Source organism: Streptococcus mitis (genome assembly GCF_003942685.1).
GTDB classification, from domain to species: domain Bacteria; phylum Bacillota; class Bacilli; order Lactobacillales; family Streptococcaceae; genus Streptococcus; species Streptococcus mitis_CD.
Map to the genome: position 1 here is coordinate 33528 of NZ_RJNR01000003.1, position 20150 is coordinate 53677.

Annotated in this window: 20 protein-coding genes and 2 pseudogenes; all 22 read right to left on the reverse strand. The window is 41.9% G+C overall.

The window, feature by feature from the left end; genetic code table 11:
- Positions 1-207 precede the first annotated feature (207 nt).
- A pseudogene (locus D8855_RS03570) lies at positions 208-782 on the reverse strand (ATP-binding cassette domain-containing protein); the annotation flags it as partial.
- Positions 783-872: 90 nt separating this feature from the next.
- On the reverse strand, positions 873-1631 hold the full coding sequence (gene tpiA / locus D8855_RS03575) for a triose-phosphate isomerase (RefSeq protein WP_000087891.1): 759 nt from the start codon (positions 1629-1631) through the stop codon (positions 873-875).
- A gap of 97 nt (positions 1632-1728) precedes the next feature.
- Positions 1729-2406, reverse strand: coding sequence for a DnaD domain-containing protein (locus D8855_RS03580; protein WP_125416069.1), 678 nt, complete (start codon positions 2404-2406; stop codon positions 1729-1731).
- Between the two features lie 8 nt (positions 2407-2414).
- The gene (metA, locus tag D8855_RS03585; protein ID WP_049492384.1) at positions 2415-3359 is read right to left on the reverse strand and encodes a homoserine O-acetyltransferase MetA; all 945 of its coding nucleotides are present in this window, start codon (positions 3357-3359) and stop codon (positions 2415-2417) included.
- A gap of 288 nt (positions 3360-3647) precedes the next feature.
- Entirely contained in the window at positions 3648-4160 is a 513-nt protein-coding gene (locus D8855_RS03595) for an adenine phosphoribosyltransferase (RefSeq protein WP_001049318.1), read from the reverse strand.
- 85 nt (positions 4161-4245) lie between these two features.
- A complete protein-coding gene (locus D8855_RS03600; protein WP_049551995.1) occupies positions 4246-5004 on the reverse strand; it encodes a class I SAM-dependent methyltransferase in 759 nt (252 codons plus the stop codon).
- 487 nt (positions 5005-5491) lie between these two features.
- Complete coding sequence (rplA, locus tag D8855_RS03605; protein WP_001085675.1) at positions 5492-6181, reverse strand: 50S ribosomal protein L1; 690 nt, start codon at positions 6179-6181, stop codon at positions 5492-5494.
- A 207-nt stretch (positions 6182-6388) separates the two neighbouring features.
- Complete coding sequence (gene rplK, locus D8855_RS03610; RefSeq protein ID WP_001085807.1) at positions 6389-6814, reverse strand: 50S ribosomal protein L11; 426 nt, start codon at positions 6812-6814, stop codon at positions 6389-6391.
- Positions 6815-6936: 122 nt separating this feature from the next.
- Entirely contained in the window at positions 6937-7653 is a 717-nt protein-coding gene (ldcB, locus tag D8855_RS03615) for an LD-carboxypeptidase LdcB/DacB (RefSeq protein WP_125416075.1), read from the reverse strand.
- A 2-nt stretch (positions 7654-7655) separates the two neighbouring features.
- Positions 7656-8126 (reverse strand): annotated as a pseudogene (locus D8855_RS03620) (HIT family protein).
- A 1-nt stretch (position 8127) separates the two neighbouring features.
- Positions 8128-9165, reverse strand: a complete 1038-nt coding sequence (locus D8855_RS03625; RefSeq protein ID WP_125416078.1) for a M42 family metallopeptidase — start codon at positions 9163-9165, stop codon at positions 8128-8130.
- A 97-nt stretch (positions 9166-9262) separates the two neighbouring features.
- The gene (brnQ, locus tag D8855_RS03630; protein WP_049510679.1) at positions 9263-10588 is read right to left on the reverse strand and encodes a branched-chain amino acid transport system II carrier protein; all 1326 of its coding nucleotides are present in this window, start codon (positions 10586-10588) and stop codon (positions 9263-9265) included.
- Between the two features lie 276 nt (positions 10589-10864).
- Positions 10865-11152 carry a rhodanese-like domain-containing protein gene (locus D8855_RS03635; RefSeq protein ID WP_000658234.1) on the reverse strand — a complete coding sequence of 96 codons (288 nt, stop codon included), beginning with the start codon at positions 11150-11152 and terminating at the stop codon, positions 10865-10867.
- A gap of 114 nt (positions 11153-11266) precedes the next feature.
- Positions 11267-11845: a uracil-DNA glycosylase family protein gene (locus tag D8855_RS03645; protein ID WP_125416084.1), complete on the reverse strand. Its 579-nt coding sequence runs from the start codon at positions 11843-11845 to the stop codon at positions 11267-11269.
- Between the two features lie 53 nt (positions 11846-11898).
- Positions 11899-13299, reverse strand: a complete 1401-nt coding sequence (pepV, locus tag D8855_RS03650; protein WP_045612124.1) for a dipeptidase PepV — start codon at positions 13297-13299, stop codon at positions 11899-11901.
- Positions 13300-13312: 13 nt separating this feature from the next.
- Positions 13313-13918, reverse strand: coding sequence for a nitroreductase family protein (locus D8855_RS03655; RefSeq protein ID WP_125416087.1), 606 nt, complete (start codon positions 13916-13918; stop codon positions 13313-13315).
- Positions 13905-14036 (reverse strand): hypothetical protein, encoded by a 132-nt coding sequence (locus D8855_RS10745; protein ID WP_260467320.1) that lies wholly within the window; start codon positions 14034-14036, stop codon positions 13905-13907. Before D8855_RS10745 ends, D8855_RS03655 begins: the two co-directional genes overlap by 14 nt.
- A 55-nt stretch (positions 14037-14091) precedes the next feature.
- Positions 14092-14946: a metallophosphoesterase family protein gene (locus D8855_RS03660; protein WP_125416090.1), complete on the reverse strand. Its 855-nt coding sequence runs from the start codon at positions 14944-14946 to the stop codon at positions 14092-14094.
- Positions 14936-16783 carry an excinuclease ABC subunit UvrC gene (gene uvrC, locus D8855_RS03665; RefSeq protein WP_125416093.1) on the reverse strand — a complete coding sequence of 616 codons (1848 nt, stop codon included), beginning with the start codon at positions 16781-16783 and terminating at the stop codon, positions 14936-14938. Before uvrC ends, D8855_RS03660 begins: the two co-directional genes overlap by 11 nt.
- 38 nt (positions 16784-16821) lie before the next feature.
- Complete coding sequence (locus D8855_RS03670) at positions 16822-17523, reverse strand: M57 family metalloprotease (RefSeq protein WP_125416096.1); 702 nt, start codon at positions 17521-17523, stop codon at positions 16822-16824.
- Between the two features lie 62 nt (positions 17524-17585).
- A complete protein-coding gene (locus D8855_RS03675; protein WP_125416099.1) occupies positions 17586-18365 on the reverse strand; it encodes an alpha/beta hydrolase in 780 nt (259 codons plus the stop codon).
- 68 nt (positions 18366-18433) lie between these two features.
- Entirely contained in the window at positions 18434-20095 is a 1662-nt protein-coding gene (locus D8855_RS03680; protein WP_000065614.1) for a ribonuclease J, read from the reverse strand.
- Between the last annotated feature and the right edge of the window lie 55 nt (positions 20096-20150).

Genomic DNA, 20150 nt, shown 5'->3' on the forward strand with positions numbered 1-20150 from the left:
CTCATTCATTATTATTTGTAACCACTTCTTAGTGTTTACTCCCTTAGTATACTACTAATGAAAACCAATAGCAAGCCAAATGACTCACATGAGAAAAGTTGCAATAGACTGATAATTTAAGAAAAGTTTAGTTAGTTCTGATTAGCTCACTTTATCAGATTTACTTGAAAATTGGCTATGGTAAAGATCATAATAAAAGCCTTTTGCTTAGAGTGAGCTTTCGCAATTTCTCTGCTCAATAATCTGTCCATCCTTAAGAACAAGAATCTTATTTACTTCTTGAATGTTCTAGAGACAGTGTGCGATGATAAAGATGGTTCTTCCTTTCATCAAGCGTTTCATAGCTTTTTGAATTAAAAGCTCCAAACGGGTATCAACAGAGGAAGTCGCTTCATCAAAAATGAGAATTTTAAAATTGGTTAGAGAGCACGCGCGACGGTCAACAGTTGTTTTTGCCCGAGGGAAATATTGCTGGAGTATTGGTCCATATCCATGTTATAACCACCAGGAAGAGTTCGAATAAAATGGTCTACATTTGCTGCTTTGGCAGCTTCTATTATTTCCTCGTCACTGGCGTCAAGATTTCCAAAACGTAGGTTTTCTTTGATCGTACCTTCATAAAGCCAAGCATCCTGTAAGACAATCCCAAACTGACGGCGGTACTCTTGGCGTGACAATTTGCGAATATTCTACCCGTCAACCAAGATAGAACCTGCTCTAACATCGTAAAAACGTATGAGTAGATTGATCAAGTTTGTCTTACTAGCTCCTGTAGGAAAAACTTCCTATTTCACAAGAACTCTCTAAATAAAAATAAGACAGGCAGTCAAAGTCACCTAGTACTTTTGACTGTCTGTCTGGAATAACTTAGATTATTTTACAAAGTCAAGCAATGCCAAGAAGCTTTCTGCTTCAAGTGACGCACCACCTACAAGGGCACCGTCAACGTCTGGGCAAGCCATGTATGAAGCAACGTTTTCAGGTTTAACAGAACCACCGTATTGAACACGAACTTTGTCTGCAACTTCTTGACCGAAGTCAGCAGCTACAACGTCACGAACAACTTTACACATTTTTTGTGCGTCGTCTTGTGAAGCTGATTTACCAGTACCGATAGCCCAGATTGGCTCGTAAGCGATAACTGAGGCAGCAACTTGTTCAGCAGTCAATCCAGCCAATGCAGCAGATACTTGAGCACCTACAAACTCAGCAGCTTTACCAGCTTCGTAAGTTTCAAGTGACTCACCACAACAGATGATTGGAAGCATACCATTTGCAAAGATTGCTTTTGCTTTTTTGTTGATATCTTCGTCAGTTTCATGGAAGTAGTCACGGCGTTCTGAGTGACCGATAACAACGTAATCAGTACCGATTTCTTTCAAAACTTGTGGGCTAGTTTCACCAGTAAAAGCACCTGCATTTTCAAAGTAGCAGTTTTGAGCAGCAACTTTAAGGTTTGAACCTTTTGCAGCAGCAAGAACAGCTGTCAAATCAAGAGCTGGAGCAGCGATACCTGCTTCAACAAGATCTGATGAAGGAAGTTTTGACGCAACTGCTTCAACGAATGCTTTAGCTTCTTCTGGATTTTTGTTCATTTTCCAGTTACCAGCGATAAATGGTTTACGTGACATTTCACATACCTCTTTTTTCAATTTATTTTCTATTTATTTTATCACAATTATACACAGCTTGCAAATCTTACTCGGATTTCAAGCATGCTTACCTGGATTAATCCTTCCATAGATCCATGGCATTTCTAAAATCTGCAGATACCTGTGTCAACTGAGGATTGCTTGCTTCTCTCTCTGCCCGTTTAGCCTCGATTTGAGCCACACTTTTGATACCTTCATGGCGCCAATTTCTCAAAATCGCCTGAATGTACTTCCAGTTTGGTTTGCCATTCAAAACCGCTTCACGAAGAGCTTCCTTAATCAAGTCAGCACTGGTTCCATCTTCCTTTAGTGTCTTGGTCAAATCCTCAATCTCAAAAGGAGTCAATAAGCGCCCTAACTCCTGCTGGAAAGTTTCCACCAAATCCTTAAGCTGGTTTTGGGGTGTCAGCTGGTCTGAACTTGAATGAACTGCTCCAAGCAGGTCATCCAAACGTTCTAATGCCAAACTAGCATCAAAAAGCAATTCGATTTCACCATTTAATTCGATGGTTCGATACTGAAGCAGTCCCCTCTCCGTCAGATTGGAAATGGCCTGATTGACATCCGAAATCTCCTTGCCAATCCTTTCAGCAATCTGGCTTGGCGACATTTCATCCAAGCCTGTCGTATTTTGCAAATAGAAAAATTGCCAGACCAGAAAATCGTCGCTGGAAGGAAAGAGTTCCTTAAAATGCAAGAGCAGGGCACTTGGTAAAACCAAGTTCCCTGATTTAAAAGCGTCTAAATATGTCATAATTCCTCTTATAAATACCCAAATGCAGATGCATCATCTTCTATTTTTCTCCAGTCAAAAGGCGTCTCCTGATAGACCGCATAATTCACCCAGTTACTGAAAAAGAGGGCTGCTGATGAAGACCAACAAAGACAAGGTGTCTGGTTGACATCATCATCCTTAAAGTAATTTTCTGGAATATGTGGGTCTAAACCTGCATCACGGTCCCTAAAATACTCTTTTGCCAAGGTATCACGGTCATATTCCAAATGCCCAAAACTATAAATTTCTCGCAAATCACGACTGGCCAAAATAGAAACTCCAACCTGAGGTCCTTCTGATAAAATTTCAAGATTGGTTTTGTTTAAGATTTCTTCCTTAGAAATCTCCGTGTGCCGAGAATGAGGGGATACATAGCTATCGTCAAAGCCTCTAAAGAGAAGATGACCTTCCTTTAAAGTATCCTGAGGATAAATACCTGATAACTTACTGTCCATCTGGTATTTTTCCACCCCATAGCGCAAATAAAGACCAGCCTGAGCCCCCCAACAGATATGAAGGGTCGAATAGACATGGGTCTTGGACCACTCGATTACCTGACTGAATTCCTCCCAATAGTCCACTTCCTCAAATGGTAAATGCTCAACTGGAGCACCTGTGATAATCATCCCATCAAAATACTCATCCTTGACTTCAGGAAAAGTTTTATAAAAGGTCTCCATGTGCTCTGAACGAGTTGTTTTAGAACGGTGACTCTCCATATAGAGAAAATCAATATCCAGTTGCAGGGGCGTATTAGCCAAGTGGCGCAACAATTGAGTCTCTGTGACCATTTTTTGTGGCATGAGATTTAAAATTAAAATCTTCAAGGGACGGATATCTTGGTGGGCCGCACGTTGATCATCCATGACAAAGATATTCTCTGTCCGTAAAATCTCAACAGCTGGCAATTTTTTATCAATTCGAATCGGCATAACCCTCTCCTAACTGTACTCTTTCAGGAATCATTGCATATGTTTGAAACTCTTCGAAAATCAAATTCAAACCGCGTCAACGTTGCCTTGCCGTACTCAAGTACAGCCTACGGCTAGTTTCCTAGTTTGCTCTTTGATTTTCATTGAGTATGAAACTAAATCTCAAACACTTAGTCCTTTTATTATACTGCAAGAAGATATAGTTTTCAATTATACTTTTTCTCTAACTAGCTATAGTCTATTTTTATATCCTAATGTAGAGAAAACAGCCCTAGGGACTGTTTTTCATTAATAATGCATAAGAACTTTGTAATCGTAGTCACCGATTTTTTCACGGCCGTTCAATTCATCCAATTCAACAAGGAAGGCACAACCTGCTACAACACCACCAAGTTTTTCAATCATCTCGATGGTTGCCTTAACAGTTCCACCTGTTGCCAAGAGGTCATCCACAATAAGAACACGTTGACCTGGCTTGATGGCATCAGCATGCATAGTCAAGGTATCAACACCGTATTCTTTTTCGTAGTCAGCAGAAATAACTTCGCGTGGCAATTTACCTGGTTTACGAACAGGTGCAAAACCAATTCCCAACTCAAAGGCAACTGGACAGCCCACGATAAAACCACGAGCTTCAGGACCTACAATCATGTCAATTTTCTTGTCAGTCGCATACTGAACAATTTCACGAACAGCATAGCTGTAAGCATTCCCATCAGCCATCAAAGGACTGATATCACGGAAGGTAATGCCTTCCTTAGGATAATTTTCAATTGTTGCAATGTAATCTTTTAAATTCATCTTTTTCTTTCTTTCAAAGTTTTTACTCTCTATTATAGCATATTTTTTAAGAAAGAAAAAAGGAAAAGTTAACTTCAATAATTATCTAACGATTTGACGATTTATGACTAGCCATAGCAATAAAGCCCAAGTTCTTTTTATTCTTATTAAACATTTTATACATAGTTAAAAACTGCTTTCTATTCTCCTTTTTACAAGCATTTACACAAATTTTCAACGTTCCTAGCCAACCTTCGTCATAAATCATACCTGAAAATTTCATTAAGGTCATTTCACCAGTCAATACTTTCACATCACGATAGCCTGATTCTATCATCACCTGTTCCCAACCATCTTGAGTTAAAGGGCCTACATTTACATGAATTGCTTGTGACAGTTCCTGTCTGACAGACTCTTTAGCTTCCTTAAGAAGCACATCATGTGTCAAAAGAAGACCTTCAGGTTTTAAAACCCTTAGATATTCCATTACACATTTTTTCTTAGCTTGATCGGCTTGCATAGTCAGCATAGCTTCATTTATAACAATATCAAAACTAGCATCTTCATAAGGAAGTTTCATTGCATTAGCTCTTTCAAAACTGATTAAATGAGCAACACCTGCCGTTTCAGCAGATTTTTTAGCCACTTCTAAGGCTTGTCCATCCATATCAACAGCAGTTATCTTACAACCAAAACGCTGTGCCAACTCAATTGCTGTAGTTCCCCTATTACACGCAACCTCTAATATTCTCTTTTCTTTTGAAAATCCTCCTTCCGCAATTAACCAATCTGTGGCACGTTTTCCACCTGGACGTAAGCGTTTTTTCCCCAGTTTTGCTAAAAACTTATGACCTGCTTCTGACATTTGAACACCTCTGTTTTTTCTTCATTATAACATAAAATGATATTGTCTGACAATTCTAATCTATTATTTGATAAACTAGAATCAAAAGCATACAAGCTGCCATGACTATAGCATGAATCTATTAATCACCTCTCTAGTTCTAATTCAATTGCTCATGTAGTTTACGCATATAGGTTACGATAACATATTTGTACTTTAGAGTTGCTGGCCTCCTTATCCGCTATATACGCTTTACTATCACGTGCCTATTCATAGAGCCAAGATTTCTCTATCTCTTTCTCTGCCGATTCTTATTTCCAACGTCAGACTTAAACAGTCTATCCTAATGCCGTTCGATTAGCTACTCACAATAGTTAGACTTGGGAATCACTTTTGGGTTTACTAGTATATGATCCCCGCAGAGGATTTACACCTCAGATGAACGGAATGTTCGTCGCACCTAAAAAAACGAGTACTTTCGTACTCGTTCTCTGATATAAACTACTGATTAAAGTGAGTTTACGTCAACTTTGATACCAACACCTTGAGTAGTTGTGATAGTCAAGTTTGTTACGTAAGTTCCTTTAGCTGTAGCTGGTTTTGCTTTTTGGATTGTTTCGTTGAAAGCTTTGAAGTTTTCAACCAATTTTTCAGCTTCAAATGATACTTTACCAATGATTGCTTGAACGTTACCTGCACGGTCAGCACGGTAAGTGATTTTACCACCTTTAGACTCTTCAACTGCTTTAGCAACATCCATTGTTACAGTACCAGTTTTAGGGTTTGGCATCAAGTTACGTGGTCCAAGGACACGTCCAAGACGTCCAACAAGAGCCATCATGTCAGGTGTAGCAATAACTACGTCGAAGTCCAACCAACCGTCGTTGATTTTAGCAACAAGGTCATCTTCACCAACAAAGTCTGCACCAGCAGCTTTTGCTTCTTCAGCTTTTGCACCACGTGCGAAAACAAGAACGCGTGAAGTTTTACCAGTACCGTTTGGCAATACCATTGCTCCACGGATTTGTTGGTCAGCTTTTTTAACGTCGATGTTCAAGTTGTAAGCAACTTCTACAGTTGCGTCAAATTTTGCAAAGTTAGTTTCTTTTGCAAGTGCTACAGCTTCTTCTACACTGTATGCTTTTGTGCTGTCGATTTTCTCAAGAGCAGCACGAAGTTGTTTGCTTTTTTTAGCCATTTTCTATTCTCCTTGTAAGTGGTTCAATCGATTTTCATCTCCCACGTCACTTCTCGAAATGATGAAGTCTTGCGGGTTTTCAGTCTATTATTTTTCTTTTCCTACTTCGTTAAGCTCCCTTGCTGTACTCAAGTACAAGCATCAGTCACTTGCCTAGTATGAAAAGCAACTAATAGACTGCTGTGAGATTTTCTACCGTGTTATTGATTAGTCAACAACAGTGAATCCCATAGAACGAGCAGTACCTTCGATCATACGCATTGCAGACTCTACGTTTGCTGCGTTCAAATCTGGCATCTTAGTTTCTGCAATTTCTTGTACTTGTGCACGAGTAACTGTAGCAACTTTAGTTTTGTTAGGTGTACCTGATCCTTTTTCAACACCTGCAGCTTTTTTCAAAAGAACAGCAGCTGGTGGTGTTTTAGTGATGAAAGTAAATGATTTATCTTCGTAAACTGAGATAACAACTGGAATGATCATGCCAGCTTGGTCAGCTGTACGAGCGTTGAACTCTTTTGTGAATCCCATGATGTTGATACCAGCTTGACCAAGAGCAGGTCCAACCGGTGGAGCTGGTGTAGCTTTACCAGCAGGGATTTGCAATTTTACAAGTTTTTCGACTTTTTTAGCCATTTTTAAATCCTCCTTTGTGGTTTTGGCGGTAATTAAAGATTTTTACCTCCCACAAGTATGCTTTACACATACTCATCTATTATACACTATTTATCTGGAATTGCAAGAGAAAAGTTTATTTTTTAATCGACGTAATCTCCACCTTCAAAGCCGAAATACTCTTCCAAACTGAGGCCACTAGCTGCAATCTCTTTAGCCTCTTTTCCGACATAACGAAGGTGCCATTCCTCAGCCATATAGCCTGTTTCCTTTTCCTTACCTTTAAGATAACGGACAACAAAACCATAATCAGCCGCATGGTCCAAGAGCCATTGGGCCGCTTTTTCTTCTGTCACCAAATCACCATTTGTCCCAATCACATCAAAGGCCAAGCCTGTCTGGTGCTCGCTATAGCCAGGGCGGGCAGAGTAACGGTCTGCTGCAGCCTTTCCATCTTTATTGACATAATCTTGATAGAGGTTAGTCTGAGTCTCGTAACTTCTAAAACCACTGTATTGATCACTAATTGGGAAGCCTGCCTCTTGCATCGCTTTGATGAGTTTGACCAACTCAGCCTTGGCTGTTGGATTTTCACCTGGATTGTAGTTTTTCGATAATGGATAGTGTTTATTTGCTACGATAATTTCATCGTATTTCCCTTGGATACTGTAGTAGTCACCCTTATTAACCACTTCTGCTTTTTTCTGGGTAGCTTCTTGAGACTTATTTCCGACTGTTCCATCAACTTTGGCTGTTTGTTCTGTCTTAGCTGAGCCATCTTCATTTTTTGCTTTTTCTTGTGAACAAGCTGCTAGACTCAAGGCTAGCAAGGCTGTCAAGACAAGGTATCTTTTTTTCATTTCTACTCCTTTATTTCTAATAGGTTGTCTACTTCTGGCGATAAACAATTGACTAATTTTTTAATCTCATCCGGTTTTGCTTGGCAGGTTTCTGCTGTCATTTCTTAAAAGGGAACCCACCAGACTGGCCCACGCCCCTTGAGACCGTGACCATTCATGTCACCTCTTCGTCTAGGAAAAAGATGCCAATGAAGATGGGCATCACCATTTCCTAGCAGTTCGATATTCATTTTCTCAGCAGCAAAGGCCTTAGCAACCGCCTCTTGGACTAAACTCATTTCCTCTAGAAAACGGATTCTAGTTTCCTTCTCTAAATGATGCAATTCGGTGACATGTTCCTTGGCTAGAAAGAGACTATAGCCTGCAAAATACTGGTGGTCTCCAATCACAAGATAGCCTGTTTCCAACTCTTTGACAAAATAGGGATTTTCTCCCTTCTTGATGAGTTCAATTCTCTGGCAAATCAGGCACATATTAGTCCACCAACGTGCTCTTAAGGTAAGCATCCACCATACGCTCTGTTGCAACCACCGAGTCAATATGAGTACGCTCATAAGAATGACTAGACTCGATACCAGCACCGAGAAGGGCGTGTTTGACTTCTGCCCCTGCAGACATAGCTGCTGAAGCGTCCGAACCATAAAATGGATAGATATCCAGCTTAAATGGAATATCTTGCTCTTTAGCCAAAGCAACCAAGTGTTGACGGAAGTCATAGTGATAAGGTCCAGAAGCATCCTTGACACAGATAGACACTGTATCTTCGTCTGTTTGCTGGTCATCTCCCATAGCTCCCATATCCACAGCCAGATATTCTACTACCTGAGCAGGAATGTTAGAATTAGCACCGTGTCCCACTTCTTCAAAGACTGAAAAAGCAAAATGGGTTGTTACTGGCAATTCAATCTTCTCTTCCTTATAAATACGAAGCAGGTTAAGCAAAATCGCTGCGCTGACCTTATCGTCCAAATGACGAGACTTGATAAAACCTGTCTCTGTCACGACAGTTCGTGGGTCAAAGCTGATAAAATCACCGATCTCAATACCAAGAGCACGAGTTTCTTTTTCACTGGTTACTTTTGCATCCAAACGCACTTCCATATTGTCCTGCGTGCGTTCTGCAGTTCCTGCATCCTTATAGACATGGCAAGAAGTCTGGTGGATGAGGATGGTTCCTGATACTTTTTCACCTGTGCTAGCCACATGAACGGTACAGTTTTCTCCTTCAATCATGTTCCAAGGGAAACTACCGATACGGTCCATTTTGAGACGGCCATCTGATTTGACAGCACGGACAATAGCACCCAGCGTATCCACATGGGCAGTCACATAGCGATGCTCCTCATCATTTTGACCTTTGATGGTCACATTGACACCACCCTTAGCTGTGCGAACCGGCTGGTAACCAAAACCTTCTAGAGTCTTGACTAAATAGTCCGAAATCTCCCGAGTGAAGCCCGTTGGCGACGCAATGGCTGTCAGTTCTTTGATATATTCTACTGTTTGATTCATTTCTTCACCTCTTTTGCTACCTATTATAACACATTTATCATCGGATAAAAAAAGAAAATCACTCCTGTAGACTTGGCTACAAAAGTGATTTTAGTGATTATTCCATTTCAAAAACATCGCTTTCTTGCTTGTTTGGTAGAACCAATGAGAGCAAGATTCCAACAATGGCTGGTACCAACCATGGGAGTGATGCTTTAGCAAAAGGAAGAGCGTTGACAAAGTTTGCAAGAAACTCAACCTTAAACGAGCTTCCTAGTACGCTTGCAATGGCAATAGCTGTAACCACAGCAATTGTCAATTGCATACCAGGTTTTGAAAGGGCAACAAATTTGTTGACAATGACAATCATAACGATGGCAATCGTGATTGGGTACAAAATAACCAGTACTGGAATTGAGTACTTGATAATCGCATCAAGACCCAAATTAGCAATAGCAAAGCCAATCAAGGTAAAGGCGGTCGCATAAACCTTGTAGCTGATTTGCGGGAAGCGTTCATTAAAGAACTCAGCTGTAGACACAATCAAACCAACTGTTGTTGTGAAGCAGGTTACGGTAACCATAGCTGCAAGGAAGAGTTGAGCTGTTGAGCCAAAGATTTCTTGAGTGGCTTGTGACAAGATGTAAACACCTGGTGTTCCACCCTTCATCGCTTCAGCTGGTACTGGGAAATGATTTCCAAGGAAACCTAAACCAATGTAAAGAGCACTGAAGGCAAGGGCAACAACGATACCAACAACCCAAATAGTTGAAATGTATTCTTTCTTACTTGAAAATCCAAGTTGTTTCAAGGTTTGAACTGCGATTACGCTAAAGGCAACTGAGGCAAGGGCATCCAAGGTATTGTAACCTTCTAGGAAACCTGTACCAAAAGCAGAAGCTTGATAAGCAGCTGAAGCAGCTTGAGGACTTGTTCCACCGTATTTGATAGCTCCTAGAACAACCAAGATAACAATCAAAATCGCAAAGACTGGCGTTAAAATACGGCCGATACGGTCTAAGATTTTTGATGGATTGAGCGATATCAAATAGGCTGCTGCAAAATACAGAACTGTAAAGACAATCAAACCAAGACCTTTATTTGCATCCGACAAAAGAGGGCTAATCCCTACTTCGTAAGCTGTTGTAGCTGTACGTGGAATAGCAAAGAATGGACCGATTGACAAGTAAAGAACTGAAAGGTAAAGAGTCGCAAACCAAGGCGCTATCTTTGTTGAAATCTCGTAAATATATCCTTTAGGATTTAGCGTTCCAATAATAAGAGTCAAGACGGCGATACCGACACCTGAAAAGACAAAACCTGCGATGGCAGGAAGAAAATGTTCTCCAGATAGAGCACCTAGAGAAGGCGGAAAAATCAAGTTCCCCGCACCAAAAAATATTCCAAACAGGAGTAAACCTGTTAAGGCACCTTTTTTAGCCATGTAAATCTCCTTCATATTTATAAAATACTGACCTAGTATATCATGAATAGGAGTATGAAAAAAGCTTCACGAAGTAAATATTGAATGTTTTCAAGATTCTTAAAAATAAGAATTATCTAAAAATAAAATTCTCCTACCCAGTCCACGCCAAGTAGGAGAAAATTCTAATGTTTATACTCTTCGAAAATCTCTTCAAACCACGTCAGCTTCACCTTGCCGTACTCAAGTACAGCCTGCGGCTAGCTTCCTAGTTTGCTCTTTGATTTTCATTGAGTATTAAAGTTCTTCAAAGGCCATCATGCCACCTTGGACATTGATAACCTCATAACCTTGTTCTGATAAGAATTGGCAAGCACGCGCCGATCTCATTCCAGATTTACAAATAACATAATGTAACTGATCCTTGTCCAATTGATCATAAGTATCAGCTAATTGACTCAGAGGAAGATTCTGAGCACCTTCTAAATGAAGAGCTTCAAACTCATCCACTTCTCTCACGTCCACTAAAGAAAGTTGGTCGTTTTGATAAAGCTGATAAAATGCGTCAAAGGCTATTTCTTTCATTCTTTTTCTCCTAATACTCTTCGAAAATCAAATTCAAACCACGTCAGCGTCGCCTTACCGTACTCAAGTACAGCCTGCGGCTAGCTTCCTAGTTTGCTCTTTGATTTTCATTGACTATAAAATAGTTTTAATTCTTTTTTTCAAATCTGGCACCACTTCTGCCTCAAACCAAGGATTTTTGGCCATCCAGATTTGATTTCTAGGCGAGGGGTGAACTAGTGGAAAATAGGTTGGCAAGTACTTCTGGTAATGTTTTACCCGTTCTGTCACCTTGCCACTGATTTTCTCCTTTAAATAGTAGGCCTGGGCATATTGTCCAATCAAGAGGGTCAATTGAATATCTGGTAATTCTTGCAAGAGCTGCGGATGCCATTTTTCAGCAAAGCCAGTTCTCGGTGGCAGATCACCTGACTTGCCATGCCCTGGAAAGTAAAAATCCATAGGCAAGACCGCAAAATAACCTGAATTGTAAAAGGTATCTTCATCCACACCTAGCCACTCCCGCAAGCGGTCACCACTCTTATCTTTCCAGTAAAGGCCTGCTTCTTGGGTTTTAAGTCCAGGTGCCTGACCGATGATATTGATGCGAGCAGTCTTTGGCGCTGCAAAGAGAGGCTCGATGCCACGCTTTGTATAGGTAGCATTCTGCGGATCCGCCATAATGGCTTGCTTGATTCTTTCGATTTGAGACATCTACTTTCCCTCCAAAAAGAAGTCTAAGCATACAATCTCAGACTTCTATCGTTTTATTTGATCAATTCATAAATAGCTTCGGCATAGATTGCTGCAGCTCGGAAGAGATCGTCCAAGGCGATAAATTCATTGGCTTGGTGCATGGTGTCAATTGAGTCTGGGAACATGGCACCGTAGGCAACTCCGCGTTCGAGCAAACGACCAAAGGTTCCACCACCGATAACTTGCTCGTGACCTTTAAGGCCAGTTTGTTTTTCATAGACATTCAACAAGGTTTGCACAAGTGGATCTTCCATTGGCACATAGTGAGGGGTATGCCCGTGCTCAGAAAGGCTAACAGAAGCAACTGACAAGTTTTCAAGGATTGACTTGATTTGCTCTGGGCTTGTTCCTTTTGGATAGCGGATATTAAGGGCAATGGTATTATCAGCACTTGCTTCATCGAAGCGGAAGACACCCGCATTCATAGAAAGGGCACCCATCTTTTCATCCACATGGGCAATCTTGAGATTTTCACCCTCATGGTCGTTCAAGAGAATTTTACCAGCGATGTCAAGGTAGTCTTTAGCTGGTCCTGCAAAGTCAAACTGACTGAGGAAGAGAGCTAGGTAAGTTGCACCATTGACACCTGAAGCAGGCATAGCACCGTGGGCTGATTTACCAATGATCGTCACCTTGTATTGGCCAGCTTCTTCTTGAATTTCTCCTCTGAGTTTGTGTTCTGCAACAAAAGTATCTAGTTTACTTTGCAAGTCAGCTAAGTCACCTGAAACAACTGCTGTTGCTGATTCAGGAACCATGTTTTCACGCAAACCACCTGTGAAGCTGTGAAGACGGGCAACACCTGCATTTTCACCTGCAAAGTGGAGGTATTCCGTGATATTTCCTTTTTCACCATTGATGATAGGGAATTCAGCGTCTGGAGAGAAACCGAAGTCTGGCTTCGCAAGTCCTACGTGCTCGAAGTAGTAGTCCATATCTGCCCAACCTGATTCTTCGTCTGTTCCGACGATGAAACGAACTTTCTTAGAAGTTGGAAGACCCAATTCTTTGATGATTTTCAAACCATAGTAACAAGCTGTTGTAGGACCCTTATCGTCAGAAGCTCCACGCGCATAAAGACGACCGTCTTTGATAGTTGGTGTGTAAGGGTCTGTGTCCCAACCGCTACCAGCAGGCACTACGTCCATGTGGGCAAAGATTCCGAGAACTTCTTCTCCATCACCAAACTCGAAATGTCCTGCGTAGTTGTCAACATTTTTAGTTGGGTAGCCATCGCGGTCTGCAATTTCAAGGAATTTCTCCAAAGCTTTTACCGGCCCAGGTCCAAATGGATGCTCAGCATCAACCTTGCTGTCATCACGTTCAGAGTTGATTTCTAAAAGGCTAAACAAGTCAGCCAAGAGGTCTTCTTTACGTTTTTCTACTTCTGCTGTAAAATCAATTGTTGTCATTTTTTTCTTCTTTCTATCTTTTCTCGATGATTTCATCTACTGGCAAGCGGTAGCTTGGTTCTAATTTTTCGTCTGTGTAACCCACTGTAATCAAGAGTTCTGGGCGGAAGCGGTCTTCGATTTCCAAAACTTCGTTGACTTTTGATTTGTCAAAACCAAGAATCAGATTTGATCCGATTCCTTGGTCTGTATGAGCCAAAACCAAGTTCATAGCAACCAAACCTGCATTGAGGGCTAGGTAGTCGCTGACTTGTTGCTCACTGTAACGGGCAAATTCAGCAGGCAAATTTTTCATGAAGTATTGTAGTTGTTCTTCTGAGAAATTGTTAGCACCACCAACTCGGGCAATTTTACGGGCACGTTTGGCAAGGTCCGTATCTGTAAACAAGGCAATGGTTACAGGTGCTGATGATACCTGTTCAAAGTTTGAACCGTATGCCAATTTTGCTAGTTCGGCATTTTTCTCCCGAACGACCACAAATTTCCAAGGCTGGCTGTTGTGGGCACTTGGTGCCAAGGTTGCAATTTCGATAGCCGTACGCACATCTTTTGGATCAACTGGCTTATCAGTGAAATGCTTAGTCGCATGACGTTTTTTATTTAATTCAAGAAATTTCATAAGCGATTTCCTTTTCTAATTCTACTGCTTCCATTCTACCATAATTTGAAAGAGCTTGCAGAGATTTTTCATAGAAAGAAATTGGATCAAGGATAAGCATCAGAATCAAGTACATCATTTAAATCAGGAAGCCCCTCATCCAGTTCCAACTAATTTTCAGCAACTTAAAAAAACTAGTCTACCTTATATTCTGACTTTATAGCCTCCAAGAATTCTTTCACATCCTCTACATACCCATGCTTTTCAATTAAACTAGCTAAGAGTTCCAAATTGTGCCCCTGATAGTTGTCTTCTCGACGTAACTCTTCATACATTTCTATAAAAGGAAGGCCCTTGGATTTGGCCAATTCCAACTCCGCTTCATAGTCATAAGCGACTTTACGAAATAGGATATTTACCAATTCCCCATCTTCAACTTCTATCACGGCATACTGGGCACGGTGATTTTTTAACCCCTCCCAATTAAAATAGGGCATGCCAATCGACCCAGGATTGATGATTTGTTGCCCTTGACTGCCGTAACGAAGCAACTGCTTGTGGACATGACCATAGACTGCCACGTCCGTTTCCTCATCTAGCAGTTGGTCAAATTTTTCTGTATCATTCCCAACCAACAAGTCACCCCCATAATTTTTGTCAGGTAAATTATGTGAGAGAGAAAAACGCAATCCCTCAACTTCTTTCTTTTCCAGCAAAGGCAAGCTTCGTAGCCAGACAATCGTTGCAGGATCCATTCGCTCCATCAAAAACTGGGTCATTCGCATTGACTGGATTTCTTGTGGATGTTCCAAACCATATTCACCATCCAAGGCCTCAAGGACACAATCATCCCAATTGCCTCGAACACTGGCTGTGATAGGAAGGTCCTTCAGCAGGGCTACCAAGTCATTTGCACCTGGACCTGGAAGAAAAATATCCCCCAAAAGCCAATATTCACTGACTCCTTGTGCTTTAGCATCTGCAATCACTGCTTCTAAGGCTGTAACATTTCCATGAATATCTGATAAAATTGCGATTTTATGTTTCATTGTGGTTTCCTTCCGTTTGGTAATCTACTTGTTCTTCCGCCACTTGAGCCAACTCCACTTCCTCCTGCGGGTTCAACTTCCTCTGAACAGCTTCTGCGACTGCCCTTGGCACCCCAACTTCTACAATCTCATCCACACTTGCTTCCTTGATTTTGGTTAGAGACTTGAAATGCTTCATGAGATTTTGCTTGCGTTTAGGTCCCAGACCATCAATTCCATCCAATTGAGATGAAAAAGAATTTTTGGAGCGAAGTTGACGGTGGAAGGCGATAGCAAAGCGGTGAACCTCATCCTGGATGCGTTGGAGGAGGAAAAATTCCTGAGAATTACGAGACAACTCCACCACCTCAAGTGGATCTCCAAAAAGCAATTCATGGGTTTGGTGCTTGTCATTCTTTTGCAAACCTGCAATGGGAATATCCAAGCCCAGCTCCTCTTGGATGACTTGCTTGGCAATATTGACTTGACCTTGTCCCCCATCAATGACAATCAAATCTGGCGGAGTCAAGCCGTCACGTTGAACTCGACCATAACGCCTGCGAATGACTTCTCGCATACTGGCATAGTCGTCTGGCCCGACGACAGTCTTGATTTTATACTTACGGTAATCCTTCTTACTAGGTTTTCCGTTGACAAAGACCACCATGGCTGAAACAGGACTAGTTCCCATGATGTTGGAGTTATCGAAGGACTCGATGCGAACTGGGGTGGGAATTTGGAGCAAGCGTCCTAGATTTTCAATAGCCCCCTGGGTCTTTTCAACAGATTTCTCCAGCAGGTTGAATTTCTGCTCTAGGCTGACTCGAGCATTCTTTATAGCCAAATTGACCAGTTGCTTTTTCTCTCCACGCTGGGGTTTGAGAATCTTGGTGTCTACCAAGGCCTTGACAGCTTCTTCGTCAATATCCTGCGGAATCAGTACCTCATTGGGAACTAGGTGAGATTTTTCTTGATAAAATTGTCCCACATAGGTTAGAAAGTCCTCATCCGGATCATTGTAATAGGGAAAGAGATTGACATCGCGCTCAATAAGCTTACCCTGACGGACAAAGAAAACCTGAACACACATCCAGCCCTTGTCCACATAGTAGCCAAAGACATCCCGATTTTGGAGATCCTTAGCCATGACCCGTTGCTTGGTTCGAAGCGTTCCAATGGCTTGAATTAGGTCACGGTATTCCGCCGCACGTTCAAATTCCATAGTCTGGGCTGCCATTTCCATCTTGCCCTTTAGGTCATCAATGATTTTGTCATCTTGCCCTTTTAGGAAATCAGAAACCTCCTGAGCCATAGACTTGAAATAGGCCTCATCCTTCTTACAGATGGTGTGAGCCATACATTGAGCGATATGGTAGTAAAAACAGACCTTAGACGGCGGATTGGTGCACTTACGAAAAGGGAAAATCCGATCCAGTAGTCGCTTGATTTCATTGGCTGCCCCCACATCTGGATAAGGTCCAAAGTAGAGACCTCCGTCCTTTTTGACCTGACGGGTGATAATCAAACGAGGATAGCGTTCATTGGTGATTTTGATGAAGGGATAAGACTTATCATCCTTGAGCATGATATTGTACTTGGGCTTATTTTCCTTGATCAGGTTGATTTCTAGGAGAAGTGCCTCAATATTAGACTCCGTAACGATAAATTCAAAATCTACAATTTCAGACACCAAGGCCTCTGTTTTGGTATCATGACTTCCACGGAAATAAGATCTCACGCGGTTACGCAGATTTTTAGCCTTTCCTACATAGATAATGGTGCCGTTTTTATCCTTGTGAATATAACAACCAGGACTGGTTGGCAAGAGCTCTAATTTTGATTTAATCAAGTTATTCATAGTTCCATTATAGCAAAAAAGTAGGGAAAGTTAGTCCCCTACTCATTGGTCTCATATAATTTTCGAAGTCTTTCAACATCCTCTTCCTGGATACCATAAAAGGAACCTGCTGGTTGCATGACAGACTTCTCATCTGTATGGTCCAAGCCAATCGCATGACCCAACTCATGTTCTGCCGTATGGACAAGGCGCTCATAGGAATAGCCATAGTTAGGATTGGATAGATAATAGTGATTCAGACGCACCGTTACAGACAAGAATTGCCCCGTTAAGAGATTGGTCTGACTTTCCGCCTCTCCTGCCACAGGAGTGTTTCCATCGTTCATCTCCGTAGCCGTAATATCTGCCTTGCTGGCCTCAGTCACAAGTTCAAAATTAAAAGCACCCGTTTGATTCCAATTCTGAATCGCTTCTACATAAGCTTCTTGAAAGCGTGAATCCATCTGGGGATCCAGGTAAATACGAGCAAAAGCCTGCGGCCACCTTCCTTCAGAATGCTGGTGGCTATCTGTCTGGTTCAACTTAGGCAGTTGCCCTGTTTTTTCCCATTGGTCGATACTTTGTTGACCAATTTTTACTGACCGCTCTGCTTGCTTTAACGCTCCTTGAAAATCCCCGTTAAGATACCAGAGAAGACCGAAAGCAAGAGCACATAAGAGCACAACTATCCAAACCAGGCGCCAAAACAAACGCCAAACAAAAGAAAAGAAAGCTCCTATCAAACAAAAAATCCAGCGCATGTCCCTCCACCTTTCTAGCAAATGAAGTCTATTTTACTAAAACAAGCTGAAAGAAAGCTAAATTATGACAATCTCTCTTCTAATTTGAAATCGATTGGTAGGGTTGCTAAGAACCGTTCCAATTGTTTTTCCCAGTAGTACCATTCGTGAGTTCCAGCACTATGGCTATAGGTCACATCAAATCCCAGTTTTTTGAGATTTTTCACTGCGAGATTATTGGCTTCGTACAAGAAATCCTGCTCGCCACACCAAGCCCAAAGTTTGGTCTTTTTATCCGATTTTTTAGCCAGACTTTCAAGAGAATAAGGACTAGCTGTCCAGTCTTTAATCTCTCCAAAAACACCTCTCCAATAAGCTGGTGTTCCCAAATCTTGGCTCTCAGGAGAAAAATCTTGAAAGCTAAGAGCACCTGAAAAACTAGCTGCATGAGAAAAACGATTTGTAGCAAGAGCCAATTTGAAACAGCCGTAGCCTCCCATGGAGAGACCAGCGATAAAGGTCTTTTCACGCTTGCTAGTCATATTAGGGAAGAAGCGTTTCAGAACCTGTGGCAATTCCTCTGCTAGAGCTGTGTAATAGTCAAAACCATATTGGGTATCGGTATACCAACCGTTGCTGGTATTGGGCATAACAACGATGAGATTGGTTCCTCGAAGTAAGCGTTCTACGTTGGTCCGCTTGAGCCAACTATTTTGATTGCCAGACATCCCGTGCAAGAGGTACAAGACGGGAATATCTTGACACTCTGGTTCTTCCACTCGATTGGCATCAGGGTAGAGGACATTCACTCCCCACTCCATATCCAATACTTGTGAGTAATACTCGATTTTCATTACTGCCATGATTTGCTCCTTCTATTTTCCGATAAGAAAAAGCCAAAACTCGGCTTTCTCTCTGTTTATTTCAACGATTATTTTGCTTCCATGACTACTGGTAAAATAGCTGGACGACGCTTAGTCTGATCAAAGAGATACTTGGTCAGATTATCACGAACCTTCCCTTTAAGATCTGCCCAGTCAAAGTCATCCCCTTGAAGATAGTCTTCTACCGTTTGGTTAATCAATTCTGAACTTTCACGGAGAATATCGCGACTCTTCTTGAGATAAACAAATCCACGCGTGTGAACACGAGCCTTGGCCACAATTTTCTTCTCACGACGGTTAACGGTGATTGCTACGATGAAAATGCCATCCTCTGACAAGACCTTACGGTCACGAAGAACCACATTACCAACATCACCAATGGCATTCCCGTCAATCAAGACATCCCCTGCTGAAACCGCGCCAGCTGGGACAAAGTCCCCATTCTCATAAGCCATGCTGGTTCCCTTTTTAGGGATGAAAATGCGTTCTGGCAGCATCCCGACCGCCATAGCAGCCTTAGCATGGGCATCCAACTCACGATATTCCCCTTGAATTGGGAAAAGATACTTGGGTTGCAAGAGATTAATCATCAATTGCAAGTCACGCGCATTTCCGTGCCCTGACACACGCAAGCTTTGAGTGATCAGTTTGACAACCCCGCCAGCTTGGTAAATCATGTTCTCCACACGCGCCATGACCGCCTCTTTGGCGATAGACGGAGTCGTTACGATATAGACCAAGTCACCATCCTTAATTTCCACATAACGGTGACGACCAATCGACATCTTGCGAAGACCGTTGATAGGCTCACCCATACGGCCTGTCTCAAGAATAATCAACTCATGGTCCTCAAAACGAGACATATCTTTTGGTTTAATCAAAAGACTTTCGTTAGCTAGAGACAATTTCTTAAGACGAATAGCAGTGCGGACGATATTTTCAATATCGAATCCTGTCAAGACCACACGACGGCCTGTTGCATCCGCAGCGTCAAACACCTGCTGGATACGAGAGAGGTTGCTAGCTACTGCTGCAACAATGATACGACCATCCCAGTCCGAAATGGTTTGAGTGATCTCGTCCCCAACTTCACTTTCGCTAGCCACTTGGATATTACTGTCCGCATTGGCTGAATCGCTAAGAAGAGCTAGAACTCCATCACGACCGATTTCTGCCAAACGAGCAAAGTCTGTGGCATAAGATTCACTAGCTGTCTGGTCAAATTTGAAGTCACCTGTATAAACGATGCTACCTTCAGCTGTCTTCAAGACCACACCCAGACTTTCTGGGATAGAGTGGGTCGTACGGAAGAAGGACACCACAGTCCCGCCAAAATCAATCTCCGTATCCTCATCGATAACATGAAAATCATTAAATTTCTTAACTGTGTCATTTCCTTTGACAAAGAGTTTTGCCAACTCAATGGTCAACTCAGAGCCAAATACAGGTACCTTGGCTTCAGCCAAGAGATAAGGCAGAGCACCAATGGCATCCGCATGGCCGTGGGTCAAGAAGACCCCAGCGATACGATCGCTATTTTCAAAAAGATAGTCCATATTGGGAATGACCACGTCCACCCCTAGTTGTTCATTTTCAGGGTATTTCAGACCTGCATCCAAAACGAAAATAGACCCATCGATTTCAGCGATATACATATTTTTCCCATTTTCACGGACACCGCCAAGTGTTGTTAAACTGATATTACTCATTTTTCCTCCGAAAGCTTAGTTTATCTTGATTATAGGGTTACTTACCCTCTTATTC